The sequence below is a fragment of the Flavobacterium sp. AG291 genome, from assembly GCF_003350375.1.
Classification (GTDB): Bacteria; Bacteroidota; Bacteroidia; order Flavobacteriales; family Flavobacteriaceae; genus Flavobacterium; species Flavobacterium suzhouense.
In genome coordinates this window covers 157,959-172,915 of the sequence record NZ_QQAR01000003.1, presented here as the reverse complement: position 1 = coordinate 172,915, position 14,957 = coordinate 157,959, and the positions used below count along the sequence as shown (strand labels likewise).

The 14,957-nt window shown below is 39.9% G+C and carries 14 protein-coding genes and 1 tRNA gene; 12 read left to right on the top strand and 3 right to left on the bottom strand.

Annotation, left to right across the window (positions count from 1 at the left end; all coding sequences use genetic code 11):
* Positions 1–4: 4 nt before the first annotated feature.
* The 3 genes from DEU42_RS04865 to DEU42_RS04855 form a co-directional block, all read right to left on the bottom strand.
* Entirely contained in the window at positions 5–388 is a 384-nt protein-coding gene (locus DEU42_RS04865) for a hypothetical protein (RefSeq protein ID WP_114757163.1), read from the bottom strand.
* Positions 389–400: 12 nt separating this feature from the next.
* Positions 401–772 carry a hypothetical protein gene (locus DEU42_RS04860; RefSeq protein ID WP_114757162.1) on the bottom strand — a complete coding sequence of 124 codons (372 nt, stop codon included), beginning with the start codon at positions 770–772 and terminating at the stop codon, positions 401–403.
* Between the two features lie 91 nt (positions 773–863).
* Positions 864–2,138: a Glu/Leu/Phe/Val family dehydrogenase gene (locus tag DEU42_RS04855; RefSeq protein WP_114757161.1), complete on the bottom strand. Its 1,275-nt coding sequence runs from the start codon at positions 2,136–2,138 to the stop codon at positions 864–866.
* Positions 2,139–2,423: 285 nt separating this feature from the next.
* Here DEU42_RS04855 and DEU42_RS04850 point away from each other — a divergent pair, with 285 nt between their 5' ends.
* The 12 genes from DEU42_RS04850 to DEU42_RS04790 all read left to right on the top strand — a co-directional run bounded on the left by DEU42_RS04850 (position 2,424) and on the right by DEU42_RS04790 (position 14,845).
* On the top strand, positions 2,424–3,218 hold the full coding sequence (locus DEU42_RS04850) for a sulfite exporter TauE/SafE family protein (RefSeq protein WP_317047564.1): 795 nt from the start codon (positions 2,424–2,426) through the stop codon (positions 3,216–3,218).
* Between the two features lie 45 nt (positions 3,219–3,263).
* Positions 3,264–4,682: an MBL fold metallo-hydrolase gene (locus tag DEU42_RS04845; RefSeq protein WP_114757159.1), complete on the top strand. Its 1,419-nt coding sequence runs from the start codon at positions 3,264–3,266 to the stop codon at positions 4,680–4,682.
* Positions 4,683–4,763: 81 nt separating this feature from the next.
* Complete coding sequence (locus DEU42_RS04840) at positions 4,764–5,957, top strand: TlpA disulfide reductase family protein (RefSeq protein ID WP_233506619.1); 1,194 nt, start codon at positions 4,764–4,766, stop codon at positions 5,955–5,957.
* 75 nt (positions 5,958–6,032) lie between these two features.
* On the top strand, positions 6,033–6,797 hold the full coding sequence (locus DEU42_RS04835) for an alpha/beta fold hydrolase (RefSeq protein WP_114757158.1): 765 nt from the start codon (positions 6,033–6,035) through the stop codon (positions 6,795–6,797).
* 138 nt (positions 6,798–6,935) lie between these two features.
* Positions 6,936–7,016, top strand: a tRNA-Tyr gene (locus DEU42_RS04830).
* A 645-nt stretch (positions 7,017–7,661) separates the two neighbouring features.
* On the top strand, positions 7,662–7,943 hold the full coding sequence (locus DEU42_RS17575) for a phage integrase SAM-like domain-containing protein (RefSeq protein ID WP_233506618.1): 282 nt from the start codon (positions 7,662–7,664) through the stop codon (positions 7,941–7,943).
* A 690-nt stretch (positions 7,944–8,633) separates the two neighbouring features.
* Positions 8,634–10,313 (top strand): DUF4397 domain-containing protein, encoded by a 1,680-nt coding sequence (locus tag DEU42_RS04815; RefSeq protein WP_114757156.1) that lies wholly within the window; start codon positions 8,634–8,636, stop codon positions 10,311–10,313.
* 62 nt (positions 10,314–10,375) lie between these two features.
* Complete coding sequence (locus tag DEU42_RS04810) at positions 10,376–11,461, top strand: FAD-binding domain-containing protein (RefSeq protein WP_114757155.1); 1,086 nt, start codon at positions 10,376–10,378, stop codon at positions 11,459–11,461.
* Positions 11,445–12,146: an SDR family NAD(P)-dependent oxidoreductase gene (locus DEU42_RS04805; protein ID WP_114757154.1), complete on the top strand. Its 702-nt coding sequence runs from the start codon at positions 11,445–11,447 to the stop codon at positions 12,144–12,146. The genes DEU42_RS04810 and DEU42_RS04805 overlap by 17 nt, the downstream gene beginning before the upstream one ends.
* A gap of 23 nt (positions 12,147–12,169) precedes the next feature.
* Complete coding sequence (locus tag DEU42_RS04800; RefSeq protein ID WP_114757153.1) at positions 12,170–12,445, top strand: TIGR03643 family protein; 276 nt, start codon at positions 12,170–12,172, stop codon at positions 12,443–12,445.
* Positions 12,400–12,600, top strand: coding sequence for a DUF2256 domain-containing protein (locus DEU42_RS04795; RefSeq protein WP_114757152.1), 201 nt, complete (start codon positions 12,400–12,402; stop codon positions 12,598–12,600). Before DEU42_RS04800 ends, DEU42_RS04795 begins: the two co-directional genes overlap by 46 nt.
* A gap of 730 nt (positions 12,601–13,330) precedes the next feature.
* Positions 13,331–14,845, top strand: a complete 1,515-nt coding sequence (locus DEU42_RS04790) for a DEAD/DEAH box helicase (protein WP_114757151.1) — start codon at positions 13,331–13,333, stop codon at positions 14,843–14,845.
* Positions 14,846–14,957: the final 112 nt, after the last annotated feature.

Here is a 14,957-nt window from a genome sequence, read left to right as displayed (position 1 = left end):
TTTTTTATTTCTTAACTGAATAATCTTTTTCTGAGGTAAACAACGACATGAGGTTTTTCAATCCTCCGATAACATCCTGATTCCCGGAAAAGTTATACGTATGTATATTAGTTGGCATTTCCATTATATAAGTGGAATTACGCTGATAATAGAAATTACCTCCATAACCTACATAAACATTCCTTGGTGAAACATTATTAGCATTATTTGTAAAATTGAATTCCCCAAAAACCTTATCGTAGTTTTTAGCATAATAAGAAAAATCAACTTTTAACGGCAACTGACTATCGGGTGTCGCAAACTGAGCCCTATAATTCAGCGGCTGAACAGACTGCCCATAGGCTACTGAACAAATAATAAATGCTGAAGTTATAAATATGCTTTTCATACTAATGGAGTTTTATTTCGAACCCGGCACCTTATCAGGTAGTGCATACATTTTTTCGTTACGGTAAAAATTATCTACTGCAAGATTGCTATGGTGCTGTTGCAATGTAATAGGCACATAAGTATTAGAATACAGCCTGTCGTTATCAACATACAGCATATTCATACGCCTGTCCAGAATATCCGATGTTAGATTACTTTGCCTGAACAAACTACTAAAATTTCTGTTATAAAAAGTAAAATCCGGCGTAGTTGGCCTATAGATATCCCATCCCTGCGCTTCTTTAACAGCAAGTGTAAACACAGTAGATATTTTATTATCTTTTTCCTGACTATATCCTGTCAGGGAAGACAGTATTGCTAGGCAAAAACATATTTGTTTCATAGGTATTAAGCTACATTTCAATCAAATATAATGATAATAAACGACAAAAGGCACCCTAAGGTGCCTTTTTATAATAATTGGTTCTACCCTATTAAGGGAAAATACCTCTTTGTTTGTATGCCATTTCGATTCTTGTAAGCGCAACGATATAAGCAGCTGTTCTCCAGTCAGTTTTATACTGAACAGAAGAAGTGATTACTTTACCGAAAGCCTCTTCAAGTTTCTTTCTCAATTTAATGATAACATCATCCATTGTCCATATCTCACCATTACGGTTTTGAAGCCACTCGAAGTAGCTACCGATAACACCACCTGAATTACAAAGAATATCCGGGATAATATCTACACCATTAGCAAGAAGTATAGCCTCAGCATCTGTATCTGTTGGTCCATTAGCGCCTTCAGCAATAACTTTAGCTTTGATTGAAGCTGCATTTTCATCGGTAATCTGATTACCAAGAGCGGCAGGGATAATAATATCACATTCGATACCAAAGAACTCGTCAGACTTATAGTTCTGAGTTCCTTTGTATCCTGTTATAGTTGCATTATCAGACTGGTATCTTAACAATGCCTCCGGATCAATCCCTTCCGGATTGTAAATAGTGCCTGTGGCATCCTGAACACCAACAAGTATTGCACCATTTTTGTTCATAAAATGAGCAGCCCAGTAACCTACGTTACCAAAGCCCTGAACAATATATTTCTTTCCTTCAAGTGAAGTGCCTTTTATTTTAGCCCAAGATTCAAGCGTTACAACAACACCAAAACCTGTAGCACGGTCACGTCCTTCAAGACCACCAGAACCTACCGGCTTACCGGTAACAACGTGTTGGTTTTTAGAACGCTCAGCCGGAGATTTTGTAGACATGTATGTATCTGCAATCCAAGCCATCATCTGAGCATTTGTGTTAACATCCGGTGCAGGAATATCGTGTTCAGGACCAATGTTATCACCTAATGCAAATGTAAAACGACGCGTAATTCTTTCAAGTTCGCCCTGAGAATACTTTTTAGGATCGATTTGAATACCACCTTTACCACCTCCATATGGAAGTCCGGCAAGTGATGTTTTCCAGGTCATCCAGGTAGCAAGAGCTCTTGCAGCATCAATATCAACTGTTGGGTGATATCTTAGACCTCCTTTGTATGGGCCCAATGCATTGTTATGCTGCACCCTGTATCCTGTAAACACTTCTACAGAACCATTGTCCATTTTCACAGGAAAATGCACTACGATCTCATTATTAGTAATAGATAAGATCTTTTTAACGCTTTCATCCAGTCCCATAACGGCAGCCGCCTTCTCGAACTGATTCTTTACGTTTTCATACATGCCCACTCGGGGCTTTATTGCTGTTGCCATAAATTTTAACTTACAACTATTATATTATAACTAAGCTTTTCAAAAAGCATCACAAATATATATGAAGTTTGTGATAACTTAAACGTTTGAATTAATAATTTTACAAAAATTAAATCGTAAAATTGCATTTGTTTAGAATTAAGCTATCAAAAAGCCTACCAAACTGAACATATCATAAATATTAATTTGAAAATAAAGCTTCAAACCACTAAAAACCAAACAAATACAAAAACTCTGCCATCCGGACAGGTAATTTAAACATCTGTTGCAGGCTAAAAAATTAAAATGGAGTCAGTTACAGAATTTACAGGTGCTTTCATAATCGGTTTAATATTGGGCATTATGGGCGGAGGCGGCTCTATCCTCACTGTTCCGTTTTTGGTATATATTTTTGGTATTAATCCCCTTATCGCAACAGCCTATTCACTGTTTATAGTAGGTACTACTGCTGTCTTTGGCAGCGCTCAGCATTATGTCAAAAAAAGCATCGCTGTAAAAACAGGACTTATAATTGCAATTCCATCATTTATCGGAGTATACACAACCAGAAGCTTCATACTACCTGACCTACCCGACGTTATATATAGCATAGGTAACTTTTATGTTACAAAAGAAGGCTTTATCATGACAGTATTTGGCATAATAATGCTTTTAGCATCACTTTCTATGCTTACAAGAAAAGTAAGCAACGATGAAAACAAAGTAAAAACATTAAATTACGCCGTTTTACTTCCTGTTGTAGGACTGATAGGCCTTTTAATGGGACTCGTAGGTGCCGGAGGCGGTTTCCTTATCATCCCAATGCTTGTATTCTTTGGCGGGCTACCGATGAAAAAAGCGGTTGGTACTTCTTTGCTAATCATTGCCATAAATTCACTTATTGGGTTCCTTGGTGACGTACAAACTACAGATATTAACTGGCAATTTTTATTATCCTTTACCATCGTATCTGTTTTTGGTATATTTGCAGGAACTTATCTGCAAAAGTTTGTAAACGAAAAACAGCTAAGACATGGATTTGGCTGGTTTATATTGGTTATGGCGGCTTTTATCCTTTCAAAAGAAATCATTGGCTGGTAACTTTTCGCTGTTTAATTCACTGCAGTAAGCTTTAACAACTTAATTATGAAAATAGAACAGATATATACAGGCTGTATTGCACAGGCAGCTTACTATTTAGAAAGCAATGGCGAAGCCGCTATCTTTGATCCGCTAAGAGAAGTTCAGCCTTATATAGACAAGGCTACAAAAGATAACGCTTCTATTAAATACATTTTTGAAACCCATTTCCATGCCGATTTCGTTTCAGGGCATCTAGACCTTGCTAAGAAAACGGGAGCACAAATTGTGTATGGACCAACAGCCGCCCCTAAGTTTGATGCTCTTATAGCAACCGACGGACAGGAGTTTAAAGTTGGCAGTTATACTATTAAAGCCATTCACACTCCTGGACACACACTGGAGAGCACCTGCTACCTTCTTATTGAAGAAGACGGAAGCATACACGGAATTATTACCGGAGATACATTATTCATTGGCGACGTGGGACGACCTGATCTTGCTCAGGCGCTTACAGAAGAATTAACCCAGAATGTTCTTGCTTCGCATTTATATGATTCTTTACGTAACAAAATCATGCCTTTACCGGACAATATCACGGTATATCCTAGCCACGGTGCCGGAAGTGCCTGCGGAAAGAACATGAGTAAAGAAACCACTGATACACTGGGTAACCAAAAGAAAGTAAATTATGCTTTGAGAGCCGACATGACAAAAGAAGAATTCATCAAAGAACTTCTTGACGGTCTTGGAGCACCTCCTGCATATTTCCCACAAAATGTTATGCTTAACATTCAGGGATATGAAAGTTTAGATGCGGTTCTTTCAAAAGGGCAAACTGCTCTTTCTCCTGAAGAATTCAAAACAAAAGCTAACGAAACAGAAGCCATCATACTTGACGTAAGACACGAGAATGATTTTGTAAAAGAGCATATTCCCGGTTCTATATTTATTGGGCTTCATGGCGGTTTTGCCCCTTGGGTAGGCGCACTTATAAGAGATGTAAACCAGCCACTGCTACTTGTAACCCCTGAAGGCAAAGAAACCGAAACCATTACAAGGCTTGCCCGTGTAGGTTTTGACGCAACACTTGGCTACCTTAAAGGTGGTATGGATGCATGGAAAGCGGCCGGGTTTGAAACAGATAGTGTTGTTTCAATATCTCCTGAAGCTTTTGCAGAAGGCCTTGCAGCCACACCAAAGATTGTAGTGGATTCAAGAAAACCGGGAGAATTTGCCGGTGGACATGTTACAGATGCTATAAACATCCCTCTTGACTTTGTAAATGAACAGCTTACAGAAGTACCAAAAGACGAGGATTTTTATCTTCATTGCGCCGGAGGTTACCGATCGGTAATCATGGCATCCATACTAAAAGCCAGAGGCTACCATAACATGATAAATGTAGAAAAAGGTTTTGGCGGTATTAAGAATACATCAGTATGCACTACCATTGGCGAACCGACAGCCTGCTCAAAAAGCTAACATTAAAATAAATTATTAGGGTGCTCATTGATGCACCCTTTTTTTAAATACTTTTACACTTTATAAAACCCGGATACAAATATGAAAAAAATTCTTTTAGTGCTTGCAGCTTCAGCTTTCGTGATGTCTTGCAAAAACCTGGCAGAGAACGAATTTGAAATTACAGGTACTGTAGACCCTTCAATGAACGGTAAAATGCTTTTCCTTGAAAAACCAGACCCTACAATAGGATTTAAAGCAGTTGATACTGCTAAAGTAGAGAATGGCAAATTTGAATTTAAAGGAACTGCCAAAGAACCTGAAGTATATTTTATTGGAATAAAGGATGACCCAAGTCCTGCAAAAAAATTACAATTTATCCTTGAAGAAGGTTCAATAGAACTGGAAATGGATAAAGACAGTGCCGTAAAATCAAAAAGATCGGGTACTTATAACAATGATATGTTCTCTAAATATCTTGAAAGCACCAAGAAAATAGATAAAGAAGATAAAAATTTCAGAGAAAAAAACAGAGATGTATACATGGCTGCTTACCAAAAACAGGATCAGGCGGCAATGGATAAGCTTAATGATGAGTACAAAAAAATAAAAGAAAAAAGAGAGAAGATCGATAATGACTTTATAAAAGAAAATCCTAAAGCATATATCAACATCTTCTTAATTGGACAAAAGGCCAGCGCTAAAGCTCAGGAACCAATTCCTACAGCCCGAGAGGAAGCAAAAGCAATAGTAAACGGACTTCATCCTGATCTTAAAAAGACAGAAAAAGGTAAAGAGCTTATAAAAGCCTTTTCTGACACTCCAGCTGCCCCTGTAATGCCTACAGAGCAAGCCGCTGCGCCGGGAAAGAGTAATGCTGAAGTAGGTAGCACGGCCCCTGCATTCAGCGCTAACACTCCTGCCGGAAAATCGCTTTCATTAAAAGAAGCTATGGGTAAAGTTACAATTATTGATTTTTGGGCATCGTGGTGTAAACCATGTCGTATGGAAAACCCTAACGTAGTTGCTTTATACAATGAATACCACTCTAAAGGACTTAACATAATAGGTGTATCTTTAGATAAAGAAGCTACAAGCTGGAAAAAAGCCATAGCTGACGACAAGCTTACATGGAATCATGTTTCTAACCTTAAATTTTGGGATGAGCCTATCGCAAAACAGTATGGTGTAGAGTCTATTCCTGCTACTTTTATTCTTGATGCTAATGGAAAAATCGTTGCTAAAGACCTTAGAGGTGCTGAACTAAAAGCCAAAGTTGCCGAACTTCTTAAATAAGGTTTCAAATCATACAAAAAATCTCCTTCGGGAGATTTTTTTATTTATAGCATCACATATCCTTAGCTTTGTTTTATGACCAGAGAATATACCTACTCTCCTGACGAAAAGGAAATATACATATATCATTACGATAATTACCACGACACAACAATTGTCTTTCTTCACGATTCGCTGGGATGCGTTGCGCTATGGCGCGATTTTCCGGAAAAGCTTGGGCAGCTTACCCAATGCAATATACTGATATATGACAGATTGGGTTATGGCAAGTCTGATGCCATGCCCGATGAGCCCCGTCCTATTAATTACATGGAAGCAGAAGCAGATACACTAATAAATATGCTAGACGGTCTTTTTATTGTAAATCCCATTCTGTTTGGACATAGTGACGGAGCCTCTATTGCGCTCCTTACAGCCGCTAAATATCCTGAAAAGATAAAAGCCGTAATTGCCGAAGCTGCACATATATTTGTAGAAGAAATTACACTAAATGGCATCAACGAAGCCATGGAGGCCTACAAAACCACGAACCTAAAAGAAAGACTGGAAAAATACCACGGAGATAATACTGATATTCTTTTCAGGGCATGGACAGAAACCTGGACCAGACCTGACTTCAGAAACTGGAACATTGAAGATTATCTGCCTCAAATCACCTGTCCTCTCCTGACAATACAGGGACTTAATGATGAATTTGGCAGCTTTAAGCAGGTGGAAGGAATTTTATATGGTGTTTCCAGATCAAAAAAAGTATTAATTGACGATTGCGGACACACTCCACACAAGGAAAAACCCGAAGAAACATTGAATGCAGCAGCTAATTTTATAAATTCATTATAAAAATCACATTTTATATAATTAACTTCCAGTGCTTTAAAAAATAGTTATTAAAATACCAGCAAATATGTTTGTTTACTACAAAAACAGTACTATATTTGCACCGCAATGGCAGAGAACTTAAATGTGATCTGAACGCATGGGGAGATACTCAAGCGGCCAACGAGGACGGACTGTAAATCCGTTGGGAAACCTTCGCAGGTTCGAATCCTGCTCTCCCCACGAAATGGGTTAAAATAAGGAAAATGAAGCTTTTCCAAATTTTTCAAAAACCCGAAAAAAACGTGTAAAACCTGCAAAATCAATGATTTGCAGGTTTTTTTTATTTCCTTGCACTTCGTCAGAATTTATAAAACGGCACAAAAGTTTTGTGGCAAAATCGTGGCAAAATTCAGTGCTGAAAAATTTTGCCACAGATTACATATAAACACCTGTATATCAATAGTTAAAACAGGCTAACGACTTGATTTTAAGACGCTGTATTTTTACATTTATTAATCTAAAAAGTAGAATTATGTCAGAGAACAGTTTTGGGATGGCTTTTTCCTGAAAAGCCCCCACAAGGACAGCAAAACAAGAACAGTGTATCTTAGGATAACCGTTAACGGAATTCCTAAAGAGACATCAACAAAAAGCAAATGGGAAGCAAGCCGCTGGGACCAAAAAAAACCTAGCGGGCTATAGGAAATAAAGAAAATGCTAAGGCCCTAAACTTTTTCCTGGACTCGTTGATGATGAAAGTGAATGAGTGCAAGACCGAACTGCTGTATAGCGGAAAGCCTGTAACTTCGGAGAATGGATTATATACTTGGTAGGCTTACACCCCGTGTTAAGGTCCTCGAAGAGTTCGAATCTCATAACCGGGAAATGGCTGCCCTGATAGGCACAGGGTATGCAGAAGGCACCCTGGACCGATTTACAATTACGATAAACCACTTAAGGGAGTTCATCAAAATAAAGTTCAACCGTGTTGATATGGAATTCGCTGATCTTGACCTTGCCTTCATTAAAGATTTTGAATTTTATCTACGGACAGGGCGCAATAATAAAAAGGCGAATAAGATGTCTAAAGCCGATATTGCTATACTGGGCAAACTCGAGAAAGAGATACAGCTAATAAAAGAGAAGTATAATATACGGACAGCATAGTACCACTATAGCAAAAACAAAAAAACAACCTTATCTACAAGGTTGTTTTTTTATATCCAGTTCACTGCGTTCGCCCGGATGATAGGAGGGCCGATACACGATATAGCCTAGCTGCTGGAGGCTTTTAAAATACTTATGATAGCTCGGAAGGGTAGTGATATGGGCCAGGCGCATAATCTGGCTGCGACTGACCTTAACTGCCTCTGCTCTGCCCTGCCGATACGTTTCGCAGGCAAAAAAAAGCCTTATCCAAAAGCAATACGCTCTTTGCAGAGCAGCTGCTGAGCGGCTGCCTGCCCTGTTTACCATCGACTGCATCACAAGGCAGGTGGCTGCCCTGCAGCCCCTGCTCAAGAATACCGTTACGGGCTGTGTGTACGTTTACTGTTTGACCATTATACCGCCCTGTCCTGAGAGGGGTAGCTTTCGGGACGCATACCCCCTATTAGTAACGTAAAACCTATTGTTATGCAATAACCATTTTTTTCAGCCAGATAGCCGCCCTTGATGTGCAGGGCTGCCTGGGAAATTGTTAAACTCTAAACCGTGTATCGCATGTCAATAAACTGAAAAGACAAGTATCCGGTTAAACAAAAGTTAATTATTTACCTTTTAAATGTTAACATATCTAAAAAAAATATTTTGTTTAACTAATTTTAAAAAATGTTTAAACAAAAAAAATAGATAGCCATGAAAAAAATTACGACATTTATTACAGTTATTTTTCTCTTAGCATTTCACTGTGCCACAGCACAGACCGCCCGTGTACAGGTAATTCATAATTGTGCAGATCTTGCCGCACAAACCGTTGATGTATACCTGAATGGTATGATACTTCTTGATGACTTTGCTTTCAGGACCGCAACACCTTTTGTTGATGCACCGGCAGGTGAAGCAATATCCATCGTGGTGGCGCCTGGCGACAGCTCTTCTGCTGCTGATGGTATTTATACACTAAACACTACACTGACAGAAAACGAAACGTACATCCTGGTGGCTAATGGTATAGTCAGTAGTACCGGCTACAGTCCAAACCAGCCTTTTGAACTTTCTGTTTTCAGCGGTGCCCGTGAAACGGCGCTCTCTGCAGGAACCGATATACTGATAAATCACGGGGCTACGGATGCTCCTGCTGTTGATGCAGTAGAAACCAGCATTCCGGCCGGTACTGTCGTTAATGATCTCTCCTATCCTTCATTTACCTCCGATTATCTGGAACTGACAACCCAGGACTACATACTGGATATAACAGACCAGACAGGTATGACTGTTGTAGCGTCTTATCAGGTGCCTTTAGCAAGCCTAAATCTTGAGGGTACAGCACTCACTGTTTTGGCCAGTGGTTTTCTTGATCCTTCCACAAACAGTGACGGTCCTTCATTTGGACTATGGGTAGCTACTGCTGAAGGCGGGGACCTGATTGAACTTCCTCTTGCCAATCAGACAGCTCGGGTACAGGTACTTCACAATGCTGGCGACCTTGCCGCTCAAATCGTAGATGTTTATCTTAACGAAACACTCCTGCTGGATGATTTTGCATTCAGGACAGCATCTCCTTTTGTTGATGCACCGGCAGGTGAAGCAATAACTTTAAGTATTGCTCCCTCAACTAGTAGTTCGGTTGAAGACAATATTTACTCGGTTAACGTAACCCTTGAACCCGGCGGAAAATATATCGTAGTAGCCAACGGGATTATAAGCGATTCAGGATACAGCCCTTCTCAACCTTTCGGCCTTTTTGTCTACCCTATGGCAAGGGAGATGGCATCAATCGAAACAAATACCGATGTATTGGTATTCCACGGAGCAACCGATGCCCCTACTGTTGATGTGCAGGCTGTTGGTGCAGGTACCATTGTGGATGATTTGGAGTATAGCAACTTTAATGATTATTTAGAGCTGCCTACAGCCGATTACATAATTAGCATAGCAACAGCAGACGGGGAAACAGTTGTGGCCTCCTATCAGGCGCCATTAAGCACCTTGACCCTGCAAGGACAATCCCTGACGGTATTGGCAAGTGGTTTTTTAGACCCATCGGCCAACAGTGATGGTCCGGCTTTTGGCTTATGGGCAGTCACCAGTGCAGGAGGAGCTATGCTTGAGTTACCACTGACAACTTTAAATACTAATGAGTTTGAGGCAAAAAGATTCAGTGTATATCCTAACCCTGCTGCAGACAAAATTACCATAACAGGATATGACTTGACTGCAAACCTTACTCACCACCTATACGACGCTTTTGGAAGACAGGTAGTAAACACAACAGGTAACACTATAGACGTATCAGGGCTTTCTGAAGGTATTTATATAGTTAAGTCAACAAACGGAAGCACAACAAGTGAACAAAAAATAATAGTTAAAAGGTAGTACGCTTTAATTCTGAACCTTGAGTACCGTACTTCTAAAAGTACGGTACTCTTTTTACAGCTATGATGGTATTCTCCCAAAAATATAACGAAATAGTAAATCGAATAGCTGCAATAAATCCTGTAGTATATTCACAAACAAGAAATTATACTACCGGCGCTGTTTCACTACTCTCGCCCTATATTTCGCGCGGTGTGGTAAGCACAAAATTTATTTATTCAGTCATTCGGAATAAATATAGTGCTAAGGAATCCGAAACATTTTTAAAAGAACTCTTGTGGAGGGAATACTTTCAAAGATTATTACAAAATAATAAAGACATTTTCAACCCTTTATACCTCCCGTCAAACTCAGCGCAGGTACTGCCTAACGCATTACTGCAGGCATCAACCGGAATAATTGCAATAGATTTTAGTATTGCAGAACTTTACAAAACAGGTTATATGCACAATCATGTACGGATGTATACGGCTGCTATTTGCAACATGGCGGGTTATTATTACGACGCACCGGCACAGTGGATGTACTATTACCTGCTGGACGGGGATGTGGCAAGTAATTATTACAGCTGGCAATGGGTTTACGGTTTGCGCAACGGAAAAAAATACATCGCTAACCAGGAAAATATTAACCGGTTTTGCGGAACATCGCAAAAAGATACTTTTTTAGATTACTCGTATCAGGAGCTTGAAAAGGTAAACAGGATAATAGCACTCTCTGAAAGCAGCAATGTAAGCTTTACTACCCTACTCCCTGAAAATCAGGATTTAAAAATTAACAGTACCCCTATACTCCTGTACAACTCTTATAACCTGGATCTGACTTGGCATTCCGATAAAGAGGTAAACCGCATTCTACTGCTGGAACCTTCGCATTTTAAAAAATACCCGGTAAGTGAAAAAGTACTGGACTTTATCTTACAGCTCTCCGGCAACATAAAAAACATACAGGTCTATGTTGGCGAATATAGCCAGCTGAAAGAAAAGTACAACAACACATTTATCACAAAAGAGCATCCCTTATTTAATTACAAAGATGCCGTTACAGAACAAAGGGAATGGTTGGCTGATGAGGTGACAGAAAGCTTTAGTTCCTACTCAAAATACCTCAAAACAGTAAAAAACAATTATAATGAATACTTCAGTTAACACCTATATAGTCGCGGGCGCCAGCAGTGGTATTGGTTTAGAGCTTGCTAAGATACTGGTAAAAGACAGTATAGTATACGGATTAAGCCGTACAGCAGGAGCGCTTAATGGCAATACAAATTACAGGCATTTGCCTTTTGACTTTTTATCGGACGAAAAATTACCGGAAATCTCCGGAAAAGCCAATGCCCTTATATATTGCCCCGGAAGTATTACCCTCAAACCTATTGAAAGACTCTCAGCCTCTGATATTGAGAGGGATTTTGCTATAAATGCCAAAAGCGCATTTGGTTTTATAAAGAGTTATATAAACAACATAAAAAACACTCCAAACGCAGGAATATTGCTACTTAGTAGTGTCGCAGTACAAACTGGACTACCCTATCATGCCAGTATAGCTATGTCTAAAGGTGCTATAGAAGGGCTGACACGCGCTCTGGCAGCTGAGTTGTCTCCAAATGTCAGGGTAAATGCCATAGCTCCTTCCCTTACCGATACTCCAATGGCGCAGGCATTACTGAACAACGAATCAAAAGTCGAAGCTAATAAACAAAGGCATCCGCTAAAAAATATAGGCTCACCACAGGAGATCGCCCTCTTTGCAAATCATCTCCTTACACAGTCTACCTGGATAACAGGGCAGGTTTTCGGGATTAACGGAGGAATGGGAACCATTATAAAATAAAACAAGTAAAGGGATTAATAAGAATGAAAAACAAATTTTCAGAAGAGGATACCGACAGAATAATAGAGATGGCCTGGGAAGACCGAACGCCTTTTGAGGCGATTTACCATCAGTTCGGCCTTAGGGAAGATGACGTGAAAAACTTTATGAAAACCCAGCTGAAGTTCTCCAGCTACAGGCTATGGCGAAAGAGGGTTGAAAACTGCAAAACCAAGCATGCGGTAAAACGCAGCAGCGGTATTAACCGTTTTAAATGTACCCGACAAAGGTTGACCGGCAACAAAATTTCAAAGCGTTGAAAAAAGTAAAAAAACAGAATCTGCCCGTTAAAATATGTACGGTTTGCAACCGTCCTTTTACCTGGAGAAAAAAATGGAAAAAGAACTGGGACGAGGTGAAGTATTGCAGTAAGAGGTGCAGCAAAAAACAAATGATGTGCTGCTCGCTTCGATAATCGAAAGGGTCTCCGGTAAAAATATGGCGATTATCTCGCCATACGATTTTCAGGCTTTTAAAAATAAACAATACATTCGTGTATAACAGGCGTAAAACCCTTCAAAAGTCGCTAATTACCCCATCGGATAACTTTAATCGACACAATATAAAATGCATTACAAGGGATTTACTAATAATATTGCAAATTGCAAAATCCATTTAGACTTCGAATGTTAGTATTGAGAATTTGCTTGCACGAATGCCCGTACTATGAATTTTAAGTGTCACAGAAAAATTTTTCGTGGGTGCAAAATCTCATTTGTATTATCCATAGCAGAGCCTGCCGATTTCAAATATGGCAACGAGAAAGTCAATGCTGCTGTTAGTCAGTATATTCCATAGGGAACGAACAAGCCTCCTAAGTTTAAGCACCCAAAAAAGCAGATGGGCACCTAAATCATTAACGATCTGACAATAAATAATTTACAATTTACGAGGTGATGTATCCACAATTTTTTAACTATCGTTAGCTGCAACATTTAGCCGGACCGATCGCCGAAGTTTTCCATGTTATGAAAACCCGCTTTTCTAATGGACTAAAGTTTTCTTAAACCTTCATGCCAATAACGGTATTCTTTGTAATTTGAATTGTACTTATACAAAGTACCTCGTCGCCCTGTTAAGGGCAGACATACGGTACCATCGAGAAGCTGTACGACAAAATATATCTTTAAAAAAAGTACCAGACCATGGAAAATCTAACCGGTGAAACGCCACAGGTGCATCGCAAATTATATGGCTACCAGCACAACGATATAGAGTTGCTTTTTTCAAAAATTGAATTTTCGCAACCCGGAGTAAAGCTATTGTACCAGCTGCCAACCGGTGGTGGCAAAACTGTTATATTTTCGGAAATTGCTAAAAAATATATCCAAAAGAATGATAAGCAGGTTGTGGTCCTCACCCACCGGGTTGAGTTGTGCCGCCAAACCTCAGCCGTTTTAAAAAGGAATGGAATAAATGCGCTTGCTTACACAAGCAACGTAAAGAAAAGGCCCAGAGTAAAGCCACATTGTGTCGTTGCTATGATCGAGACTCTTAAGAACAGGATAAGATCGAAGGAATTTGACACAGATGCCGTGGGACTGGTAGTTATTGATGAGGCACACCATAACTCTTTCCACAAGCTTTTAGGAAGATTTAAAAATGCAATTGTAATCGGTGTAACCGCCACTCCACTCAGCTCCGATAGTACCATGCCATTAAACAAGAGCTACAGTGAGCTTATAGTGGGACAGGACATCCAGTCACTTATCGGGAAGGGCCATTTAGCCAAACCCCGAACGTTCAAATACAATGTCGAACTCCACTCATTGGTAACTGCACCGCATGGCGATTACACAGTCGCCAGCTCCGATGTATTGTACGGGTCAGACGCTATGCTAATGATGCTGATGGATGCCTATAAAGAACATTGTACCGGAAAGAAAACCTTGATTTTCAATAATGGGATATTTACTTCAAAAAGGGTACATCAGCTCTTTGCCGAAGCGGGTTATGCCATCCGACACCTGGACAACAAAACTCCAAAAGACGAGCGTATTGCCGTTCTTAAGTGGTTTAAGGAAACCAAAGGTGCAATATTAACTTCTGTTTCGCTGCTTACCACAGGTTTTGACGAACCTTCTGTCCAGGCTGTTGTACTTTATAGGGCAACCAATTCGCTCACGCTATACCACCAGATGATTGGACGAGGGGCCAGGAGGATGAGTAATAAGAGGACATTTTCAATTGTTGATCTTGGCAATAATACCGAACGCTTTGGTGAATGGGATGCGCCAATGGACTGGAAGTATATTTTTGAGAATCCTGAAAATTATAGCAGCAAAAGGGCTAAAAGTTCTGACTATGAATCTCACAGTATCAGCACTGGCCTTCGTGCCATGTTTCCGAAGACCCGGGAATTGTCGTTTGACATCGAATCGGCTTACCTTTTAGCTTTAGAGCGCAATGAGAAAACTAAGATAGTCCTGCGCGATTCAATACGGCAGCATGCGATCATGTGCATCGAAAATGCTGAAACAATAACAGCGGCGTTACATTTAGCCGATGAATTGGATGCGGAGATCAAATGGAGGGTAAAGCAATATTGCAAGTGTATGGAAAACGCCACCAGGAACTACGTGAGCTGGCTAGAGGAGGATTATAGGTCCAGGCTGAAAAAAATGATCCAAAAACTAATGCATCGGCTGAATGTTGATTAGTATACATTGCTAATGCGCCGCTTGACATTTTTTCAGTATGAAATCTGAAAAAATGTCATTTTCTTAGAATGGCACAATTTTGGTTTTTTTGCAATTATCACCGAGATGGTGG